Source organism: Psychrobacter sp. ANT_WB68, from assembly GCF_008369115.1.
In the GTDB taxonomy this organism is placed as follows: Bacteria; Pseudomonadota; Gammaproteobacteria; order Pseudomonadales; family Moraxellaceae; genus Psychrobacter.
On sequence record NZ_VOAZ01000002.1, the window covers coordinates 543322 to 563209 of the forward strand.

Annotated in this window: 18 protein-coding genes; 12 read left to right on the forward strand and 6 right to left on the reverse strand. The window is 43.5% G+C overall.

The window, feature by feature from the left end:
- On the forward strand, positions 1 to 183 hold the full coding sequence (locus FQ084_RS07425; protein WP_149489992.1) for an NF038104 family lipoprotein: 183 nt from the start codon (positions 1 to 3) through the stop codon (positions 181 to 183).
- Between the two features lie 29 nt (positions 184 to 212).
- On the opposite strand, the gene FQ084_RS07430 is transcribed toward FQ084_RS07425, so the two are convergent.
- The 3 genes from FQ084_RS07430 to mnmA form a co-directional block, all read right to left on the reverse strand.
- Positions 213 to 866, reverse strand: coding sequence for a DUF2238 domain-containing protein (locus FQ084_RS07430; RefSeq protein WP_149489993.1), 654 nt, complete (start codon positions 864 to 866; stop codon positions 213 to 215).
- A gap of 56 nt (positions 867 to 922) precedes the next feature.
- Positions 923 to 2314 carry an adenylosuccinate lyase gene (gene purB / locus FQ084_RS07435; protein ID WP_149489994.1) on the reverse strand — a complete coding sequence of 464 codons (1392 nt, stop codon included), beginning with the start codon at positions 2312 to 2314 and terminating at the stop codon, positions 923 to 925.
- Between the two features lie 95 nt (positions 2315 to 2409).
- Positions 2410 to 3636, reverse strand: coding sequence for a tRNA 2-thiouridine(34) synthase MnmA (gene mnmA / locus FQ084_RS07440; RefSeq protein ID WP_149489995.1), 1227 nt, complete (start codon positions 3634 to 3636; stop codon positions 2410 to 2412).
- A gap of 277 nt (positions 3637 to 3913) precedes the next feature.
- On the opposite strand from mnmA, the gene ispF reads away from it, so the two are divergent.
- The 6 genes from ispF (at position 3914) to FQ084_RS07470 (ending at position 10169) form a co-directional block, all read left to right on the forward strand.
- Positions 3914 to 4450 carry a 2-C-methyl-D-erythritol 2,4-cyclodiphosphate synthase gene (gene ispF / locus FQ084_RS07445; RefSeq protein ID WP_149489996.1) on the forward strand — a complete coding sequence of 179 codons (537 nt, stop codon included), beginning with the start codon at positions 3914 to 3916 and terminating at the stop codon, positions 4448 to 4450.
- A 154-nt stretch (positions 4451 to 4604) separates the two neighbouring features.
- Positions 4605 to 4955 (forward strand): Grx4 family monothiol glutaredoxin, encoded by a 351-nt coding sequence (gene grxD / locus FQ084_RS07450; protein WP_025653310.1) that lies wholly within the window; start codon positions 4605 to 4607, stop codon positions 4953 to 4955.
- A gap of 203 nt (positions 4956 to 5158) precedes the next feature.
- Positions 5159 to 5692 carry a hypothetical protein gene (locus tag FQ084_RS07455; protein WP_149489997.1) on the forward strand — a complete coding sequence of 178 codons (534 nt, stop codon included), beginning with the start codon at positions 5159 to 5161 and terminating at the stop codon, positions 5690 to 5692.
- A 242-nt stretch (positions 5693 to 5934) separates the two neighbouring features.
- Entirely contained in the window at positions 5935 to 7833 is a 1899-nt protein-coding gene (mnmG, locus tag FQ084_RS07460; protein WP_149489998.1) for a tRNA uridine-5-carboxymethylaminomethyl(34) synthesis enzyme MnmG, read from the forward strand.
- A 277-nt stretch (positions 7834 to 8110) separates the two neighbouring features.
- A complete protein-coding gene (locus FQ084_RS07465) occupies positions 8111 to 9070 on the forward strand; it encodes an AEC family transporter (RefSeq protein ID WP_149489999.1) in 960 nt (319 codons plus the stop codon).
- 79 nt (positions 9071 to 9149) lie between these two features.
- A complete protein-coding gene (locus FQ084_RS07470; protein WP_149490000.1) occupies positions 9150 to 10169 on the forward strand; it encodes an ornithine cyclodeaminase family protein in 1020 nt (339 codons plus the stop codon).
- A gap of 113 nt (positions 10170 to 10282) precedes the next feature.
- Here FQ084_RS07470 and FQ084_RS13260 read toward each other — a convergent pair whose 3' ends face one another.
- The 3 genes from FQ084_RS13260 to FQ084_RS07480 form a co-directional block, all read right to left on the reverse strand.
- Positions 10283 to 10435, reverse strand: coding sequence for a hypothetical protein (locus FQ084_RS13260; protein ID WP_188032923.1), 153 nt, complete (start codon positions 10433 to 10435; stop codon positions 10283 to 10285).
- Positions 10436 to 10483: 48 nt separating this feature from the next.
- A complete protein-coding gene (locus FQ084_RS07475; protein WP_149490001.1) occupies positions 10484 to 11485 on the reverse strand; it encodes an LLM class flavin-dependent oxidoreductase in 1002 nt (333 codons plus the stop codon).
- 399 nt (positions 11486 to 11884) lie between these two features.
- Positions 11885 to 12814 carry a LysR substrate-binding domain-containing protein gene (locus FQ084_RS07480; protein ID WP_149490002.1) on the reverse strand — a complete coding sequence of 310 codons (930 nt, stop codon included), beginning with the start codon at positions 12812 to 12814 and terminating at the stop codon, positions 11885 to 11887.
- Positions 12815 to 13290: 476 nt separating this feature from the next.
- Here FQ084_RS07480 and FQ084_RS07485 point away from each other — a divergent pair, with 476 nt between their 5' ends.
- The 5 genes from FQ084_RS07485 (at position 13291) to FQ084_RS07505 (ending at position 19875) form a co-directional block, all read left to right on the forward strand.
- Positions 13291 to 15201: an AmpG family muropeptide MFS transporter gene (locus FQ084_RS07485; RefSeq protein ID WP_149490003.1), complete on the forward strand. Its 1911-nt coding sequence runs from the start codon at positions 13291 to 13293 to the stop codon at positions 15199 to 15201.
- A 66-nt stretch (positions 15202 to 15267) separates the two neighbouring features.
- On the forward strand, positions 15268 to 16173 hold the full coding sequence (gene prmC / locus FQ084_RS07490) for a peptide chain release factor N(5)-glutamine methyltransferase (protein ID WP_149490004.1): 906 nt from the start codon (positions 15268 to 15270) through the stop codon (positions 16171 to 16173).
- A 66-nt stretch (positions 16174 to 16239) separates the two neighbouring features.
- Complete coding sequence (locus FQ084_RS07495) at positions 16240 to 17034, forward strand: HesA/MoeB/ThiF family protein (protein ID WP_149490005.1); 795 nt, start codon at positions 16240 to 16242, stop codon at positions 17032 to 17034.
- Between the two features lie 68 nt (positions 17035 to 17102).
- Complete coding sequence (locus FQ084_RS07500; RefSeq protein ID WP_149490006.1) at positions 17103 to 18458, forward strand: ABC1 kinase family protein; 1356 nt, start codon at positions 17103 to 17105, stop codon at positions 18456 to 18458.
- Positions 18459 to 18564: 106 nt separating this feature from the next.
- Complete coding sequence (locus tag FQ084_RS07505; protein ID WP_149490007.1) at positions 18565 to 19875, forward strand: YbfB/YjiJ family MFS transporter; 1311 nt, start codon at positions 18565 to 18567, stop codon at positions 19873 to 19875.
- The last annotated feature ends 13 nt before the right edge of the window (positions 19876 to 19888 follow it).

Below are 19888 nucleotides of genomic sequence, written 5' to 3' on the forward strand. Positions count from 1 at the left end.
ATGAAAAAACTGCATTTTATCGTCATTATCGCGAGCATATTTTTATTACAAGCTTGTGTTCATAAGATTGTGACCGTACCCGCTAAAATCGCTTATAAAACCACCAAAGGCGTGGTCAAAGGTACAGTTGCGGTCGGTAAAGCCATCATACCGGGCGACAGTGATGATAAAAAAGACGATTAAAACATTTGCTTATCAACCAGTTTCTTTAGTTATTCCGTGATAATATGTGTATCACGGGCTTGAAATAACATAACAGTTGCCGCAATCAGCCCGCCAAGTAATGCTAAAGCCATGTCTTTGTGGGCATCCCACATATCGCCTTGCTGACCATTATAAGCTTCCGCAGCTTCTGGTGATAAAGTGGTCGCAATGCCCCATTCTAGTAGCTCATAAATCAAGCTTGATGACATATTGATCATGAGGGCAATAGCGATTAAAAGCTTAATTGATTGAATCTTAAAGATAAATTTTGAGCTTTCAACCATCGCTCTAAATAGCAAAAGCCCATAGCTAAAATGAACCAGCCTGTCATACATATTACGCTGCCAACCAAACATCTCGCTTAGCTGTATGCCAAATAGCTGCTGCGTCCAATCATCATAAGGCACATACGAATATAGATAGCGTGCGCCTATAATATGAATAAATAGAAATATGGCAGCGAGCACGTAAGAGCGCGAGCTGATAAACCAGTAGCGATAAGCAACAAGCATCAAGGCTAAAAAAAGCAGCGTACCCAGTTGATGCAGCAGATAGCTTGACCATTCTAAAGGCTCAATACTTGCCAATACCATGACGATAAACACCGCCATAGTACTGACAACTACCGGTTTAAAATTTCGATGCACAAAGTTTTGCTGCATGGTGGACACTTATTTTGGCTAGCTATGATTAATAACTAGTGATTAATAGCTAACGATTAAATCTTAGCAATCCACTCTTTAATGGTGCGTGCTTGTTCAGCCGCATTACCCGTATAGGTAGCAGGCGTCATTTCACGTAAACGTGCTTTATCCGCATCGCTAACCGCATCTAATTCATCACTTTCAACGAAGGTTAGCATGGCTTCACGCGTCATGGCATTACCACGAGTCAAAGCTTTTAGCTTCTCGTATGGGTTTTCGACACGGTAGCGACGCATAACTGTTTGAATCGGCTCTGCCAACACTTCTTGGGCTTGGTTTAGATCTTCATTTAAGCGCTGCGCATTCAATTCAAGTTTGCTCACACCTTTTAGGCAAGCATCAAACGCAATCATGCTCTGTGCCAGACCAACACCGATATTACGCAACACGGTAGAATCTGACAAGTCGCGCTGCATACGTGAAATTGGCAGCTTTTCGCCTAAATGAGCGAGCATAGCATTAGCCACCCCAAGGTTGCCTTCAGAGTTTTCAAAATCAATTGGGTTGACTTTATGCGGCATGGTAGAAGAACCCACTTCCCCGTCTTTTAGGCGTTGCTTAAAATAGCCTAAGCTAATATATTGCCAAATATCACGGTTAAAATCGATTAGAATGGTATTGAAGCGTTTGACTGCATCAAACAATTCAGCAATATAATCATGCGGCTCAATTTGCGTGGTATACGGGTTAAAGGTTAGATCTAAGCGCTGCTCAATAAATTGCTCAGCATGCGCTTGCCAATCAACATCGGGGTACGCTGAGAAATGCGCATTATAGTTACCGACCGCGCCGTTAATTTTACCGAGTAGCTCAACTTGACCGATTTGTTTGATTTGGCGGGCTAGGCGGTAAGCGACGTTTGCCATCTCTTTACCCAAAGTTGTTGGGCTAGCGGTTTGACCATGCGTACGTGACAACATAGGCTGATCGGCATGGGTAATTGCCAAATCAACAATACTATCAGTGACTTGCTGCATTTTAGCAACGACAATTTCGCGACTGTCTTTTAGCATTAAAGCATATGACAAGTTATTAATATCTTCACTGGTACAAGCAAAATGAATGAATTCTAATGAATCCTCAAGCGCTGCCTGACCACGGAATTTATCTTTAATAAAATATTCAACCGCTTTGACATCGTGGTTAGTGGTCGCTTCGATATCTTTAATCGCTTGCGCGTCCGCTTCACTAAAGTTATCAACGATGCTGTTTAAAAAGGCATTGGTATCAGCATCAAATGCTGCTAATTCACCAATCTCGCTATTATCCGCCAATGACTGCAACCAGCGAATCTCAACGGTGACACGTGCTTTAATTAAACCAAACTCAGATAGGTAAGGACGCAAGCTGTCGGCTTTAGATGCGTAACGACCGTCGATTGGGGAAAGTGCGGTAAGTAAATTCATAAAGATACCTCAAGTAGTGATCAGAAGGGTTAGAGATTAAGAATGACTACAAACTAACAAATAATACAACGCTTAATTTTTATAGGAAAATAGCTTTAAAACCCGCAAGGCGCATCAATAGAGGCAATCACACCGCCACCCAGACAAACCTCATCGATATAGAATACTGCTGATTGCCCAGGTGTGACTGCGCGCTGCTGCTCATCGAATAGCACACGGACTTCACTGCCGTCATCACTTAGCGCGTAAACACGGCAGGCCTGATCAGGCTGACGATAGCGCGATTTTGCCATGCAGCGTAAGCCATCTTGGCCAAAAATATCAGCAGGTGGTAAGCCATCGACCCAGTCAAGCTTATAAGCTTGTAGCTCATTACTTAGCATCATCGGATGCTCATGACCTTGACCGACGATTAAACGGTTCTTGTCCAAATCTTTTGCCAGTACAAACCAAGGCTCTTCAGGGCGGTCTTTGACCCCACCAATACCGATGCCGCCGCGCTGACCTAGGGTGTAATACATTAAGCCATCATGCTGACCTATCACATGACCATCGTCGGTGATGATATCGCCTTTTTGTGCTGGCAAGTACTGCTGTAAGAAGTCTTTAAAGCGCCGCTCACCAATAAAGCAAATGCCGGTTGAGTCTTTTTTGTTGGCGGTAATTAGGTCATGTTCTTCAGCGATTTGGCGCACCACTGGTTTTTCAAGCTCGCCAACTGGGAATAAGGTCTTAGCAATTTTATCGCCACCGACCGCATGTAAGAAGTAACTTTGGTCTTTATTGTTATCCAGTCCACACAATAGCTGGGCGACGGTTTCGCCATTTGCATTGGTATAGTTCATGCTGCGGCGTGTATAGTGGCCGGTGGCAATATAGTCAGCACCAAGGGTCAAAGCATAGTCTAAGAAGGCTTTAAACTTGATTTCTTTGTTGCATAAAATATCTGGATTTGGGGTGCGTCCGGCTTTATATTCGGCTAAGAAATGCTCGAAAACGCGATCCCAGTATTCCATCGCAAAGTTGGCGGTATGCAGCTTGATACCGATTTTGTCACACACCGCTTGCGCGTCTGCTAAATCATCCATCGCCGTACAGTATTCGGTGCCGTCATCTTCTTCCCAGTTCTTCATAAACAGACCTTCCACTTTGAAGCCTGCTTGCTGGAGCAAAACAGCAGAGACGGAAGAGTCGACGCCGCCCGACATCCCGACAATCACGTGCTTGCTGCTAGGATTGTCAATATCGGCAAGCGTCAAAGGACGATGGACGCTAAAAGAGTCTGAAACGGGCAGGCTTGAGGTGTTTGGCGTGGCTGACATAAAATTGCTCAACAATTTATACGTTATCCAAAATTGGAAATGACGCTATTCATTAATAAAACGACTAAGAGTGATAGACTTAGTCAGCGGATAAGGTCATCTCGTTTTTTGGACTGGGTATTTTGGTCTAGGTATTGTGATAAAATAAGCGTCATATTATAACAGTTAATTGAAAGCGGTGGCGACCTATGCGCGCCTACTGTGAGTAAAAGCGCTTGAGAAATTTAGATAGTGGTTCTAAATTATTTTAATCACCCCTAATTCACTTGGAATAATAATGATAAGAATTGGTCAAGGTATTGATGTTCATGCTTTTCATAATAATGGCCAGCAGCAGCAATATGTCATACTGGCAGGTGTGCCGATAGAGCATACGCATAGTTTGCTTGCGCATTCTGATGGGGATGTGGTACTGCATGCGCTTGCTGACGCCCTGCTTGGCGCATTGGCACTTGGTGATATTGGGCAGCATTTTCCAGATACTGATGCGGCGCACGCCGGTTTGGATTCGCGCGTCCTACTCCGTTATGTGTATGGTAAAGTCCAAGCAGCCGGTTATACTTTAGGCAATGCTGATATCACGGTGATGTGTGAGCGCCCAAAATTGGCACCCTATAATCAAGCGATGCGCGAAAATATCGCCAGTGACTTGCAAACCGATGTGAGTAATGTCAGCATTAAAGCCACAACGACTGAAAAACTGGGCTTTACTGGTCGGCAAGAGGGCATCATGGCCAATGCCGTGGTATTATTGGTGCCGAATACAAATCTGGCTAGCGATAATGTTTCTGATGTTAATACGCCTGACGTTTAATCCCTAATAGCAAGCGATTAGATGATAGTAAGTGATGATGGTTGCAATATAACGGCAATTGCCCCATGTAGCAGCTACATGCCAAATTTAATGTGACATACCTCTTTTTGATAATAGTTTTAATAATTTTTTATTTTAATAAATAGGAGCTTTTATGAGTGAGCAAACCCCAAATACTGCTGCAAACGATGTTGAACAGCTGATTCGTGATCAAATCAAAGACAATAAAGTCATTCTTTATATGAAAGGCACTCCGCAGTTCCCGCAGTGTGGTTTTTCTGCCAAATCGATTGAGGTTCTTACTCAGATTGGCCGTCCATTTGCCTTTGTTAATATTTTAGAAAATCCAGAAATCCGTGCCACATTACCGAAAATTGCCAATTGGCCAACATTCCCACAGTTATGGATTGACGGCGAGTTGATGGGCGGTTCAGACATCATTTTGCAAATGTATCAATCAGGTGAGCTTAAGCCTTTGGTTGAAGCCAATAGTCCTGCTGCTTAATATTTAAGCGCTTTTATTGGGTAGCTTATATGTCTCAATAAAGGGTTCGAAGCATTGAAGCACAGTAAACCCGAGTAGCCTTCCTTAATAGATTGGAGAGGTTGTTCGGGTTTTTTATTGTCTATGCAATTCATTGTTTTTATAGGTTTTAGCCCCATCTAGTGTTCAAGATAGATATAGTTTACATAAAAAGAGAGATTTATATGAACAATCCATTACAAAACAGTGAATTAACGGAGCAACAAGAAGCAGCTGAGCAAGCCGCCATTGAAAAACGCCGCGAGCATTTAAAAAACGAATCGATCCGTTTAATTGAGATAGCGGACAATGAGCCAAACTCAGCACTCAAATGTATCCACCAGCTTAGTGTGGCAGGCGGCGCAACTGAAGCGACTTATATTGCTATTGAGCAGCGTATCGTTGCTGATCAAGATGCTGCTGGTGCCTATCATTTGGCATTATTGGCGCAAAACACCCCGGATTTACCCATCGATGCGCGTCAGCTTATCGAGTTGGTAGTCAATAAAGGTGATAACGCTCAACGTTTGGCCTTGCTAAAAAACTTGCCATTACCGCCGGTTGAGATGATTAAAGAGCAAATCTTGGCCAGCGATGATGGTGATGCTATTGGGCAGATGAATGCCTATTTGCAGATTAATCCAGAAGGCTATGGCAGCCACCATATGCTGGCAAGTGGGCAGGCCGACCGTATTGTACCGCTCAGTCCTGGTAGATAAATTTAATTTAGGTTCATTAAGCTTCTAATGACGTTCCTTGATAGTTAATTTGAATAGTTTTTCGCATAACGTTTTTTAAGCGGCAAAAAATTGTTATAATTACCAGCTATCTAACCTATCTTTAACGGCTGGTCTGAGTCGTTATCTCTTTTTAAATTCGACTGACGTTTATTTACCGGCAGCCAGGCTATTTGATAATGGTCTTTGGCTCACGGTAGCGTTGAAAGTCAAGTGAGGCATACATGCAATACCCAAAAAATTACGACGTGATAGTGATCGGTGGCGGCCATGCTGGCACAGAAGCTGCTTTAGCGGCCGCACGTATGGGTGCGCAAACTTTACTTTTGACGCATAACATTGAGACGCTAGGACAGATGAGCTGTAATCCTGCGATTGGTGGTATTGGTAAATCACATTTGGTACGTGAGATTGATGCACTTGGCGGGGCAATGGCACTGGCAACGGATAAATCGGGTATCCAGTTTCGAGTGCTTAATAGTCGTAAAGGGGCAGCAGTACGTGCCACACGCGCGCAAGCGGATCGTATTCTTTATAAAGCCGCCATTCGGCATACGCTTGAGAATCAGCCAAATCTTGATATATTCCAACAAGCAGCTGACGATATCTTGGTCGAAAACGGTCGTGCAACGGCAGTGGTGACGGCAACGGGCATTATCTTTAATACTCAAACCGTGGTACTCACCTCAGGTACGTTTTTAGGCGGGGTTATTCATATCGGTCTTGAGAATTCAAAAGGTGGACGTGCAGGCGATCAGCCTTCTATCAAACTTGCTGACCGTTTACGTGAATTGAAATTACCCGTTGGTCGTTTAAAAACAGGGACACCAGCACGTATCGATGCACGTAGCGTTGACTTTAGCGTGATGACGGTACAGCCGGGCGACACACCTTTGCCAGTGATGAGCTATATGGGTGATGTCTCCATGCACCCTGAACAGGTCAATTGCTATATCACTCATACCAATGCGCGTACCCACGATATTATTCGTGAAAATCTAGACCGCTCACCGATGTTCTCTGGCAAAATCGAAGGAGTAGGTCCGCGTTATTGTCCATCGATTGAAGATAAGATTCATCGCTTTGCCGATAAAGACAGTCATCAAATCTTTATCGAGCCAGAAGGTTTAACCACGCATGAGCTATATCCAAACGGTATCTCAACCAGCTTGCCGTTTGATGTGCAATTAGATTTTATCCATAGTATGAAAGGCTTAGAAAATGCTCATATCACGCGTCCCGGCTATGCGATTGAATATGATTATTTCGATCCACAAAATCTAAAACCAACGCTTGAAACCAAATCGATTGAGCGCCTGTACTTTGCCGGTCAAATCAATGGTACGACCGGTTACGAAGAAGCGGGCGTGCAAGGTCTATTAGCCGGTACTAATGCGGCATTGATCACCTGTGAAAACAGTGAGTTTGATGTCTGGACGCCACGCCGCGATGAAGCGTATCTTGGCGTACTGGTCGATGACTTGATTACGCATGGTACCACTGAGCCATATCGTATGTTTACCAGCCGCGCCGAATACCGTTTACTCTTGCGTGAAGATAATGCTGATCAACGCTTAACCGAAACGGGTCGTAAGCTTGGATTAGTGGATGACGTGCGTTGGCAAGCTTATCAAGAAAAAATGGAAGCTATTGCCACTGAAACTTCACGTCTTAAAGATATCTGGGCAACCCCTGCTAATGCCTTAGGTCAGCAGGTCACCGAGCAGACAGGAGAGGTGCTGTCTAAAGAATCTACGGCGTACGATTTACTCAAACGTCCGCAAATACATTTTAATGATATTGCTGCTATTACAGGTTCGGAAGTTGATAGCCAAGTCGGCGAGCAAATAGAGATATCGGTTAAATATGCCGGCTATATTGATCGTCAGCAAGAAGATATCGACCAGATGAAGCGCTTAGAGAATACCGCCCTGCCAATGGATTTTGATTATAGTGTCGTGTCAGGATTGTCCAATGAGATTGTCCAAAAACTGGCGCAAATTCGTCCTGCAACCTTAGCACAAGCTGGGCGCATTAGCGGTGTCACGCCTGCAGCCATTCAGTTACTAGCGATGACCGTTAAAAAACAGAAAAAAGTACAGGCAGCGTTAAATGCGTCATAGTAATAACTTGAAAGATAAAAGTAAAAAGGTAAGATAGAATAGAAAAGTAACGTAGCAACAACTATCAGCTTAAAGCGTAAAAAAGCCCATAATGAGAAATCGTTATGGGTTTTTTTTGCCAAAATATCGCCGTTATGAAAAGAAAGTCGCATACTAGCTTGTCTTGCTTGCCGTTTTGTCTCTATACTCATATGACGAATCATCCTACTTATCATTCATTAATTTATCTCGCTGTTGTCCATAGTATGGTGGGCTTGTCACCGAATTGAGCTTGTTTATGACCGCTGCTATTATTTTTGCCATCACCATTGTATTGCCTAACCTTTTTTTAATGGGGTTGGGTTTTTTTATGCAACGGCGCGGTGAAGCGAGTCAAGCTTTTATCGATCAGGCATCGAGCTTTGTCTTTAATTACTGTTTGCCCTGCTTGTTATTCTTTAGTGTTGTTGATAGTGAGGTCGATTATGCTAAGCAAATGATTTTAATAATGGCTGGTATTCTTGTAACCTTTGTTTTATTTATTGGGGCAGAGATTTATGCCCATTGTTTTATCCCTAAGCCTGCCGACCAAGGCGTGTTTGTACAAGGTATCTTTCGCAGTAATATGGCGATTATCGGGCTGGCAACAGTCGCCAACGCCTACGGAGAGCAGGGCTTAAGTATCGGCGCCGTCTATATGGGTGTGGTGACGATATTGTTTAATATCTTAGCAGTTATTACGCTGAGTCGAGTATCCAAAAGCGCAGACGATACGTGGGTCAGTCGCAGTATAATGATTGTCAAAAAACTTTTTACCAACCCATTGATCATTGCCTTAGTAGCGGCATTTGCTTATAAAGCGTTACCGCTGCCGCCTATTACGGGCGTGATTCATACGACTGGCGATTTGCTGGCAGCGGTGGCACTACCGTTAGCGCTGATTTGCGCTGGTGCGAGTATTGATTTAAAGTCGATGTTGCATCTGTCTGGGTTGTCCATGCAGGCCAGCATTGGACGTATTGTTATTGCCCCTTTTGTAGCCATAGTCGTTGGGTTGAGTTTTGGCTTATCGGGCATGCATATGGGTGTGCTGTTTTTAATGGCGGCATCACCGACTGCAGCTGCCAGTTATGTGATGGCAAAGGCCATGGGTGGTAATGATATATTGGCTGCTAATATTTTAGCATTTACAACCGTGGTAGGAATGTTTGGCATGGCGATTGGCGCGGCAATACTACGTGTGTTAGGGTGGATATAGCACCAATCATTATGCTTAGTCATCGCGTTTAATTATGGATATAAACTAAATAATAAATTGATAAAAAGGAGCACCCAACGTGCAGTTATTAAATCAAGCAGTCGTGACAGAACATCTCAATATGCAAGCGGCCATTAACGCCATTGAAGCGATGTTACATCAACAAGCGGCGCATCCTAAGTGGATTAAAGCGCCTGAGCGTTTAGTCATTGAGACTTTTAGTGAAGATGATAAACACAGCTCAGGGTCGCATCTATCGATGCCCGCCACGATTTATGATGGTGAAAAAGAATATACTGCCGTGAAATTGGTGACCATTTGCCCTGATAATCCCAGCCGTGATATGCCAACGACTACCGCCCTTATTACCGTATCTGATAATGATACTGGCGTCATATTAGCGATTATGGATGGTATTTATATTACCCAAGTGCGTACCGCAGCATTGTCAGGTATCGCCACCAAATATATGGCAAAGCCTGATTGTCAAAGTGTGGCAGTGGTCGGCTGCGGCGGCATGGCTTATGAACAATTGCATGCGGTATTAACAGTCCGTCCTGAGATTGAAACGGTTTATTTATGGAATAGAAGCAGTGAAGGCGCTGGACAATTTAAAACACGTTTTATGCAGGATTATCCGCAATGGAATGTGGAGATAAAGATTTGCGAAAATATCAATGATGCTATCTGTGATGCGGATATTATCAATGTTGCCACGCGTGCGACGGAAGGCTTATTCGATAGCAATCATATCAAGCCTGAGGTGCATGTCAATGCGGTAGGGGCATATCAGCCGTCGATGAAAGAGATCAGTAATGAGGTTATCGCCAATAGTAATATGGTGGTGGTTGATGACTTAGCGGGTAGTCGCCATGAAGCAGGTGATTTGATTCAAGCGCACGATAGTTCTGATTGCGCATGGACATGGGATGACCTTAGTGGCGATTTACAAGCGCTCGTAACAAAAGAGATAGTAAGGTCAGAGAAGGGGATAACCTTATTTAAATCTGTGGGCGCTGCAAGTTTTGATGCCGCCGTTGCTTTATATGTGGCGAAACAAGCCAAACAAAAAATCTTTGGTACTGCAGTTGATTGGTAAGAATACTGACGGCTTTTAACGCCAATATTTGAATGTTTTTATCCCAACTATTATTACCATTAAAAAGCCTCCTTTTCAAATTAGAGAAGGGGGCTTTTAACATCGAATGTCATTTATTTAAGGTTATCTTTATTGCGTTTATTTTCAGTACGCTGTTTGCGCTTGGGGCTAATATGATAAGTAAAATAGCCGGCAACGACCATCACCGCAATAAAGGCCACGATATATAATAATATTGATAAATCGATAAAGGCCGAGGGTTTCATGACCGTAATCTCATTAGGGTTTATCAATAATTATGCGAGCATGGCAGTCTATTGTAAAGTAAACAAGTTTAGCTCAGGTGTAAGTTCCAGTGAACGCAAACGCGCTGCCTGATCATAAACATTGGCAGTGACAATCAATTCATCTGGCTGATACTGCGCAAGGAATTTAGCAAGTTTTGGTTTGACCGTTTCTACAGAACCGACAAATGAGACGGATAAAGCATTGTCTACCATCATTTGCTCGCTTGGGCTCCAGATGCTATCCATATCATAGGTCGGCATTGGCATTTGTCCGCGCTCGCCGCGACGTAGACGTACAAAGCTTTGCTGCGCTGATGTAAAGTGATACTGTGCTGTCTCGTCATCATCAGCAAGTAATAAGTTAGCTGCTAACATCACATAAGGCTTATCCAAATACGCTGACGGTTTGAACTGTTGACGGTAAGCGGTGATGGCTTGCCCCAGCATCTGCGGTGCAAAATGCGAGGCAAAGACATATGGTAATCCCAAGTGTGCCGCTAAAGTAGCGCCAAAAAGAGACGAGCCTAATATCCAAATAGGAATATTGGATTTCGCACCCGGGAATGCCTGTACAGGACTATCGTCCGTACCATCGCCTAAAAAGTACATCAATTCTTGTACGTCTTGTGGAAAACGATCGGCATCTTGCATTTGTCGACGCAATGCCTGGAAGGTGGCACCATCCGTACCCGGTGCGCGGCCCAGACCCAAATCCACACGGTCGCCATATAGCGCCTGTAAGGTGCCGAACTGCTCAGCAATGACCAGTGGGGCATGATTGGGCAGCATGACACCACCAGCACCGATGCGTATGCGCTTGGTTTGACTACCAATATGTGATAACAGCACTGAAGTGGCTGCACTAGCAATGCCAGGCATATTATGATGCTCTGCCATCCAATAACGGTTGAAGCCAGATTTTTCTGCTTGCTGAGCAATGGCAACCGTCTGTGCAATGCCTTCTGCGATGGTTTTTCCTTCAGGAACGGGTGCTAAGTCTAAAAAAGATAATGGAATTGTATTGGTCATGATTCACCTATTGTTATGATGCCGCCTTGCAACGACATTTTTATAGTTAGTTTTTTAAACATCAGCAATTGTAAAAACGTTAGCCATCATAATCCGTCAGTCTGAAAGTGCTGTTATCATGAATCTAAGGCTTTTATGCTGCTAAAGTAAATTGCTGCTTACTGATTATTCAATAGCTAGTATGATGGGGCAGTTATACGGAATATAAAGGTCAGAGCGCAAGGTAATAACAAATCTTAATAATGTGAGGCGCATATAAGAGTGCAAGGTAGATTTCTCGCAGAAATAAATAGCCTTATAAAAAGTAAATGGCATCGCTATATATTAATAACGATGCCATTCATATTTGATATAAGGTAAAACGTTTTTAATGTTGCTAATAACGATTAAATAAAGGCTTTACTGACTAAATTGCTTTTGGCATAGCTCCATAAAGGCGCGTCCATATTGACGAATTTCTGCATCATCACGTACGGCCATCCAACTGGTAAAACGTCCGAAGTGATCAACGGGAATCGCTGTTAGATTTTGATAGTGGCTTGGCTCAAACGCCATTTCGGCAATGATGCCAATGCCCAATCCTAATCCTACATAGGTGCTAATCACATCCGCATCAAGTGCTGCCAATACAATATCTGGCTCAAGTCCTGCATCGCTAAAGGTTTTATCAATGGCGCCTCGTCCTGTAAAGCCGCCGTGATAAGTCACAATCGGATAGCTGGCAAGCGTTGGTAAATCAATCGACTCTAAACCGGCAAGCTCATGGTCGCTTGGTACAATGACGCGATGCGTCCAATCATAATAGCGATAGCAGCGCAGATAGTTATTATGCAATAACGACTCGGTGGCAATGCCAATATCTGCCTGCCCGCGAATAACCATTTGTGCAATGGTTTCAGGATCTGCCTGTTGTAGGATCAAGTTAACCTTGGGGAAACGCTCCTTAAACTCTTTGACCACTACTGGCAATACATAACGTGCCTGCGTATGTGTGGTGGCAATTGTTAGCGTGCCAATATTAGGGTTATTAAAATCCAGACTGAGATTTTCAATGGTACGAATTTCCGCAAAGATAGACTCGATGTGCGGCATAAGCGCTGTGCCCATGGTCGTCAGCCCCGTTAGACGTTTGCCTTGGCGTACGAACACTTCAGTTTTAAGTTGGTTTTCAAGTGCCGCAATATGCTTTGATAAACTGGATTGGCTAGTATGCAGCACAGTAGCTGCTTGACTTAAATTATAACCATTGATTACCGTATGCCACACTGTTTCCAACTGCTTGAGTTGGATCTGTAGATGCCGCTGATTGACCACTACGTCGATTGCCATCACTTAACCCTATTGTATAAATATACAAACCTTGTCTGTATATAAAAATAAAAACGTACAAATACTCAATAAGTGGTTAGTGTAAATCAAAGCTATTATTCTTGTATATAATAAATAGCTATGAATTTATGTTAATTAGGAATATAGGGAATGTATTTTGTCTAAATGGTAGATAGAATTTCAATGCGTGAAGTAGGTAAAGAGAGTTATTTTAATATTCAGGTGATTTTATGATACATGCCGTTACTATCATGACATAGACGGCGCGGCCAAATGCTATAGTCATTAACTTAATGCAAAAACATCTAGTCAAGGTTAGCGTTCTCAAGTACCATAATTCAATTTTGTGCTAACAATGGTTTTTTGTACAACGCTGAGCAATCTTTATCGATCCTTTTTATCTATAATTAATAAGAAATGATTGATAAAAATTGTGCGCAGTTGTGTTTTTTTGTCTCAAGTTTTGGTGAGTTATTATGTCTGCTGTCCAACCTGTAACGCCTGATCAACCGATTGCCAAAAAATCATGGGGAGAAGCCGCCAAAGCTTATTTGGACCCACGTGTCATTATCATGCTGTTTTTAGGATTTTCAGCCGGTATTCCGATTCTGCTTATTTTTTCCAGCCTTTCATTATGGCTGCGCGAGGCAGGTATTGACCGTAGCGTTGTCACTATGTTTAGTTGGGCAGCATTGGGATATTCATTTAAGTTTATTTGGGCGCCATTAATCGACGCTCTGCCGGTGCCTTTTTTGACCAAATGGTTGGGACGCCGCCGTAGTTGGATGGTGGTGTCACAGCTGCTGATAATATTGGCCATTTTTTTGATGGCGACGGTCAATCCTGTCAGTGAAGACGTGTTGGTTTATATGGCAGCTGCGGCGGTTTTGCTTGGCTTTTCTTCTGCCACGCAAGATATCGTCATTGATGCGTACCGTATTGAGCTGGCACCGCCATCGATGCAGTCTATCTTGTCCTCTATTTATGTGTCAGGTTACCGTGTCGGTATGATTGTCGCTGGGGCAGGCGCGCTATATTTAGCAGATTATTTTGGCTCGACGGAAACTTCTTATAGTTATGAAGCGTGGCGTAATACCTATTATATTATGGCAGGGGTCATGACTTTGGGCATATTGACCACCTTTGCCAGTTATGAGCCAACCGCTGAGATTCTGCAAAGTAATAAGCAAAAAAGCAATCTTAAGGTTTTCTTAATTTACTCAGCGTTACTATTAATACCAGCCTTGTTGTTTGGCGTTGTATACCTCATCAATATCCTTATTAATAAGGTATTCGACAGTACCATCGCCCTGATACCGCTAATGGCAATGCCAAGTATTAAGTTTTACTTTTTAGCGCTAGTGGTATGCGCGCCTCTACTGCTGTTGTACTTCATCATCAACCAACCCAAAATTATCAATAAAGCACCTTTGGTAGCGGAAACGCGCGAAGACTATGTCAGATTGGTTTTATTGTTTGTGTTTGCCGTCGTGGCATTTATCGCGGCCTATGTATTAATAGGGCAAGTACTGCCAGAGTTTGAAGGGGTGTTTGTTAGCTTCATTAGTGAGACATTACATTTACTGGTAAGTTTAGCCGCAGCACTGACAGCAGGTTATGCACTGGTACAAATCGGTCTGGTCAAAAAAGAAATTGCAATGGCGACGTGGATTGAGCCCATCCTAGATTTCTTTAGACGCTATGGAAAAAAGGCGCTGTTGTTATTAGCACTGATTGGTTTGTACCGCATATCAGACATTGTGGCAGGGGTGATATCAAACGTCTTTTATCAAGACATGGGCTTTAGTAAAACCGATATTGCCAATGCGGTAAAACTGGTTGGCGTGATTATGGCCATCGCTGGTGGTTTCTTAGGCGGTCTATTGGCGCAGCGTTTTCGTATCATGCATGCCATGATGATTGGTGCCATTCTCGCTTGTGCGACCAATTTATTATTTGTGGTGCTGACCTATAATCCGGGCAGTTTACCCATCATGTATATGGCGGTGATATTTGATAACTTAGCTGCAGGTCTTGCTAGCGCGGTATTTATTGCTTTCTTATCAGCATTGACTTCAATACGTTTTACCGCGGTACAGTATGCTATCTTCTCTTCATTGATGACCTTAATACCAAAAGTAATGGGTGGTTATTCAGGTTCTATCGTTGATAGTATGGGCTATCCGTTCTTCTTTATTTTTACCTTTGCGATTGGTATTCCAATTCTTGTGCTGATTTACTTTGTCGATAAACATATCGTCATTGGCGATAACGACGATATTTATGGCGACAGTGATGGTGAAGGCGGCAAAGGTATTGGTGATAAGTTAATCAAAGCCAATCCGAATCTAACGGATACTAAAGAGCCACCACGTGCCTCAGAATAGCTAAGACAATGAAATATAACCAGTTCGACAGCTTTATTCAGTAAACAGTGATTTTATGAGTTATCTATGACAGCATTTACCATTGGTCAAATAAAACAGCGGATTCAGCAATTGACTAATGAGTCTGCGCGCAGCAGTTTGCCCTCATTTTGGCTCACTGATTGGTTGTTGTTTGTCATTGATAAGCCAAGCTCGTTTTTAATCACTGATGAGGGTTATGAGCTGAGCGAAAGGGAGCTTGAGCAATTTCATGCCGGTGTTAAGAAGATGCAGCAGGGCACACCGTTGGCGTATTTAACTGAACAGCAAGAATTTTGGTCGCTGAACTTTAAAGTCAATGAGCATACGTTAATACCGAGACCGGATACTGAAATATTGATTGAACAAGTATTAACTTGGATACAATCTCAGCCAAAAAGTGCGGATAAGGATAAAAAGCCAAAACGCCTATTAGATTTAGGGACAGGCTCAGGTTGTATTGCTATTAGCTTAGCGCATGAGTTAAAACAAAAACTTATGAGTTGTTCAGGAGAGAGCTGGCAAGTTGTTGCTGTTGACTTGTCGTTAGAAGCACTAAAAGTAGCTAAGCACAATGCAATGGTAAATGAGGTTGCTGACATCGAGTTTATCCAAAGTAGTTGGTATGGCGCGTTGTCTACTCATAATGAGCCGTTATTCGATGTGATTGTCTCTAACCCGCCTTATATAGATGAAGAAGATGAGCATTTATCACGGCTAGTCGCCGAACCGATTAGCGCATTAAGTGCGCCCAATCATGGACTTGCCGATATCGAGCATATTGTCCAACATGCTCCGCAATATTTACTTCAGGGTGGCCTACTAGCGATTGAACATAGTTTTGATCAAGGTGATGCTGTACGGCAGCTATTTTTGAATAGGGGTTTTGAGTCAGTATATACCGTACAAGATTATGGTGGTAACGATCGTGTGACGCTTGGCCCGTTACTATAAAAATACGCAGTTGCTGTCAAAATAAGTTTCAGTGCTAAGCCTTGGTAATGACTATGAGTGGCATTTATGAGTGATATTAGAGAGACGGAAATGTTAGGAGATGAAGAGCTGCTGCGTTATGCGCGCCAGATACTGCTTGATGGTTGGGATATTGACGCTCAATTACGCTTAAAAGCATCGCGAGTGGTGATGATAGGCGCAGGCGGTTTAGGTTGCCCCGCTTCTGAGACGCTCGTGCGGGCAGGCTTGGGACACGTGAACCTAATAGATGATGATATAATTGAAGCCAGTAATCTGCAGCGCCAAACGCTATTTTTACCTGAGGATATCGGTAAACCTAAGGCGCTAACAGCGGCGCAAATGCTAACCAAAATTAATCCTCTTGTTAGTGCTCTTGGTACAGTGGCAAGATTGAGCGAAGATAATGCTTATGAGCTGCTTGATATGGCATCTGGCAAACCTGATTTACTCCTAGACTGTAATGATAACTTTGCCACCCGTGATATTATTAATCGCATTAGTGTCCGTTATCAGATTCCGTTGCTATCTGCTTCAGCGATAGCCATGCAAGGACAGTTGGCATTATATGAACCGCACTTGGATACCGGCTGCTATCATTGTGTGTTTGGCTCAGTGATACCCGATGCCGAGGCTGATGAACGTACTTGTGCCAATTCAGGGGTACTTGCTAGCACGACAGCTATCATGGGTAACTTACAAGCAAATGCCGCCTTACAATATCTAGGATTAACCAAAAATCCACTGACAAATAAGCTATTAATATGGGATGGTAGCCAGATGCAGCAACGCCTGATGGGCTATCGAAGAGATGCGCATTGTCCGATTTGTGCCAAGCATTAGCAAATTGCTCAACCTTTTTAAGTCTCCACATCCTCATAACCTTCTTTTTATTACCATAGTTGTTTTTTATGAAAATCCATCGTCCGCATTTATTAAAGCACACCTTTAATGTTGTTAATCGCATTCGCCAAACCGCGAGTGTGGCTGGTTTGTCTGCACTAAGAGTGGCAAAAGGTGAAAAACCTGATGCCATGCTGCTAAAAGAAACCTTTGAACAATTAGGCACGACCTATATCAAAATCGGGCAGTTTATTGCCAGTACGCCGTCACTATTCCCGCGCGAATATGTGCAAGCATTCCAAAGCTGTCTGGATCAAACGACTCCCTTGTCCTACACTTATATTGAACAGGTATTAAAAGAGGAACTAGCCGTTGATGGGCTAACGCTTGAGGAGATGTTTGCTCACATCGATGCAAAGCCGTTAGCATCAGCCTCTATTGCCCAAGTTCATGCGGCGCGTTTGCATAATGGCGATGAGGTGGTGCTAAAGGTACAAAAACCGGGCGTTGAAACCATTATGCAAACCGATTTGGGTGTTTTACATGGTGTGACCAAGTTGGTTGAGCTACTAATGCCTTCGATGCGCTTTGCCAGTATTGCGCCGATTATCGATGAAATTCGTCTACGTATGCTTGCCGAAACCGATTTTATCGCTGAGGCGCAAAATATCCGCGATTTTCAGCAATTTTTAGCGATATCAGGAAATACACGCGTCGTTGCGCCAACCGTCTATGACGAGCTGACCACCAAGCGTGTACTGACCATGAGCCGCTTATACGGCGTCTCTATGGTAGATGAAACAGTCATGCGTCAGTATTGTAATGACCCAGCACAAGTAATGGCAGATACGCTTAATACGTGGTTTGCCAGTTTAATGCTGTGTAATAGCTTCCATGCGGATTTGCATGCGGGCAATTTGATGCTATTAACCGATGGGCGTATTGGCTTCTTAGACTTCGGTATCGTTGGTAAATTGAAAGCTGAGAGCTGGCGCGCCTGTATGGGTATGATGCAAGCGATGCAAGACAGTGATTATCACGCAATGGCGCGCCATATGATTGATATGGAAATGACCCATGGCGATAATCAGGTAGATGTGGTGGCATTGGGCAATGATTTGCAGCGCATGATGAAAACCATTATGGCTGAGGACAAGGCTTTTACCAGTGGTGTGCCTTTTAATAGCAAAGAGCAAGCCGATGAGTTAAATACAATGATGCTGGAGATTGTTGAGGTCGGCAAGCGTCATGGCATTCATTTCCCACGTGACTTTGCCTTACTGACCAAGCAGATGCTCTATTTTGATCGTTTTATGCGCACGCTTGCCCCTGATATGGATATGTTTAGTGATCAACGGGTACAGATGCTTGGGCAATCAGAAACCGCCGAGCAAGCCAGTCGTCCAATCCAAAATATTTCTTAGCAGTAATCGTTATAATTAGAACTCTTTTATTTTATCTTTGCTTGGTTATATATCACTGCTTTTAACACAAAGGATTGTGTGCTTTTTGCCACAAAATGGCTCTGTCATGATGACTGTACTTAAAAGCCGTGCTACTACTATCATTACCAATGAAACAGCGGTTGCTTGTATAGGGCTGTATTGTTTGGCGGTGGTCATGGGATTTGGGCGGTTTTTATTTACCGCAACCTTGCCTGATATCATGACGCAATTATCGTTATCAACAGTCATTGCAGGCTGGCTGGCCTCGGTTAATTACAGTGGCTATTTCATTGGGGCGCTCATTGCGATGTTTGTGCCCCATCGTTTGACATGGCAAATGCTCATAGTATGGACAGCAGTCAGTGTCGTCACCACCATGTTATTGGTGGTGCCAAATCTGTCATTGAATCTCTGGTATGTCATTCGGCTATTATCAGGTATCGCAAGCGGCGTGGCGATGATTTTGAGCTCATCACTGGTGATTCAAAGCTTTAGTCATGAGCGCCGCTCGGTACTCTCAGCACTGCATTATGCGGGTATTGGCGTCGGTATCAGCGCTTCCGCCGTACTGACGTGGTGGTTGTTAACGCTCGGCTATCATTTCGATATCATTTGGCTGGTAGCAGGGATTATCAGTCTACCGTTATTATGGCTGCTTTATGCCATCAGACCAGAAAACTCAACCCCATTTAAATCAAAAGCAAATAACTCGCAGACATCCCAATTACAAACCTCTAAGCAACAAGCCGCTGAATTAAAATACGGTAGTCAGCGGCTGTCCGTACAGCAAACTTATCTCAATTTTAAACATTCTTTATATGAAGCAGTGGCTGGTCATACTAAGGCGATTGTATTACTGTCGGCAAGTTATGTGTTGGCGGGGTTTGGGTATATTACTTCGGCGACTTTTTTGCCCGTGATGGCGGCACAGCGGCTCACGACACAAAGCTATGCAGGATTACTGATTTGGCTTGTGGTTGGGATTTTTGCCATGCTATCAAACCCTATTTGGGGCGCGCTTGCCAAGCGTATCGGCGAGACTAAAACCTTAATGGGGTTAACGTTATTGCAAGCGTTTGGTATGGGCTTACCGATATGGTTCGATGGCGCTATTGGCTTGTACGGTAATGCGGTGATTTTAGGCTTAACCTTTGTTGGCATGGTTTCAATGACGCTAAATTTGATTAAAAACATTAATCCTGCTTACTCTAACTTATTGATTGGTCTAGCGACTTTGGCCTATGCCATAGGGCAGTTCATGGGACCGCTCGTCACGGTGGCGCTGGCGGGTAAAACTGATAATTTTAATGCCGGTTTACTGGTCGCTGCTATCGGCTTATTATTAGGATTGATTTTAGTCTTCTTTTTCCGGCGTCAAACACAGTCGCATTCCTAGTTTGATTGGTAAC

What these genes read in the sequence shown, in the direction of transcription:
- FQ084_RS07425 (WP_149489992.1), top strand. Translation starts at nt 1, where the DNA reads ATGAAAAAACTGCATTTTATCGTCATTATCGCGAGCATATTTTTATTA.
- FQ084_RS07430 (WP_149489993.1), bottom strand. Translation starts at nt 866, where the DNA reads ATGCAGCAAAACTTTGTGCATCGAAATTTTAAACCGGTAGTTGTCAGT.
- purB (WP_149489994.1), bottom strand. Translation starts at nt 2,314, where the DNA reads ATGAATTTACTTACCGCACTTTCCCCAATCGACGGTCGTTACGCATCT.
- mnmA (WP_149489995.1), bottom strand. Translation starts at nt 3,636, where the DNA reads ATGTCAGCCACGCCAAACACCTCAAGCCTGCCCGTTTCAGACTCTTTT.
- ispF (WP_149489996.1), top strand. Translation starts at nt 3,914, where the DNA reads ATGATAAGAATTGGTCAAGGTATTGATGTTCATGCTTTTCATAATAAT.
- grxD (WP_025653310.1), top strand. Translation starts at nt 4,605, where the DNA reads ATGAGTGAGCAAACCCCAAATACTGCTGCAAACGATGTTGAACAGCTG.
- FQ084_RS07455 (WP_149489997.1), top strand. Translation starts at nt 5,159, where the DNA reads ATGAACAATCCATTACAAAACAGTGAATTAACGGAGCAACAAGAAGCA.
- mnmG (WP_149489998.1), top strand. Translation starts at nt 5,935, where the DNA reads ATGCAATACCCAAAAAATTACGACGTGATAGTGATCGGTGGCGGCCAT.
- FQ084_RS07465 (WP_149489999.1), top strand. Translation starts at nt 8,111, where the DNA reads ATGACCGCTGCTATTATTTTTGCCATCACCATTGTATTGCCTAACCTT.
- FQ084_RS13260 (WP_188032923.1), bottom strand. Translation starts at nt 10,435, where the DNA reads ATGAAACCCTCGGCCTTTATCGATTTATCAATATTATTATATATCGTG.
- FQ084_RS07475 (WP_149490001.1), bottom strand. Translation starts at nt 11,485, where the DNA reads ATGACCAATACAATTCCATTATCTTTTTTAGACTTAGCACCCGTTCCT.
- FQ084_RS07480 (WP_149490002.1), bottom strand. Translation starts at nt 12,814, where the DNA reads ATGGCAATCGACGTAGTGGTCAATCAGCGGCATCTACAGATCCAACTC.
- FQ084_RS07485 (WP_149490003.1), top strand. Translation starts at nt 13,291, where the DNA reads ATGTCTGCTGTCCAACCTGTAACGCCTGATCAACCGATTGCCAAAAAA.
- prmC (WP_149490004.1), top strand. Translation starts at nt 15,268, where the DNA reads ATGACAGCATTTACCATTGGTCAAATAAAACAGCGGATTCAGCAATTG.
- FQ084_RS07495 (WP_149490005.1), top strand. Translation starts at nt 16,240, where the DNA reads ATGAGTGATATTAGAGAGACGGAAATGTTAGGAGATGAAGAGCTGCTG.
- FQ084_RS07500 (WP_149490006.1), top strand. Translation starts at nt 17,103, where the DNA reads ATGAAAATCCATCGTCCGCATTTATTAAAGCACACCTTTAATGTTGTT.
- FQ084_RS07505 (WP_149490007.1), top strand. Translation starts at nt 18,565, where the DNA reads ATGATGACTGTACTTAAAAGCCGTGCTACTACTATCATTACCAATGAA.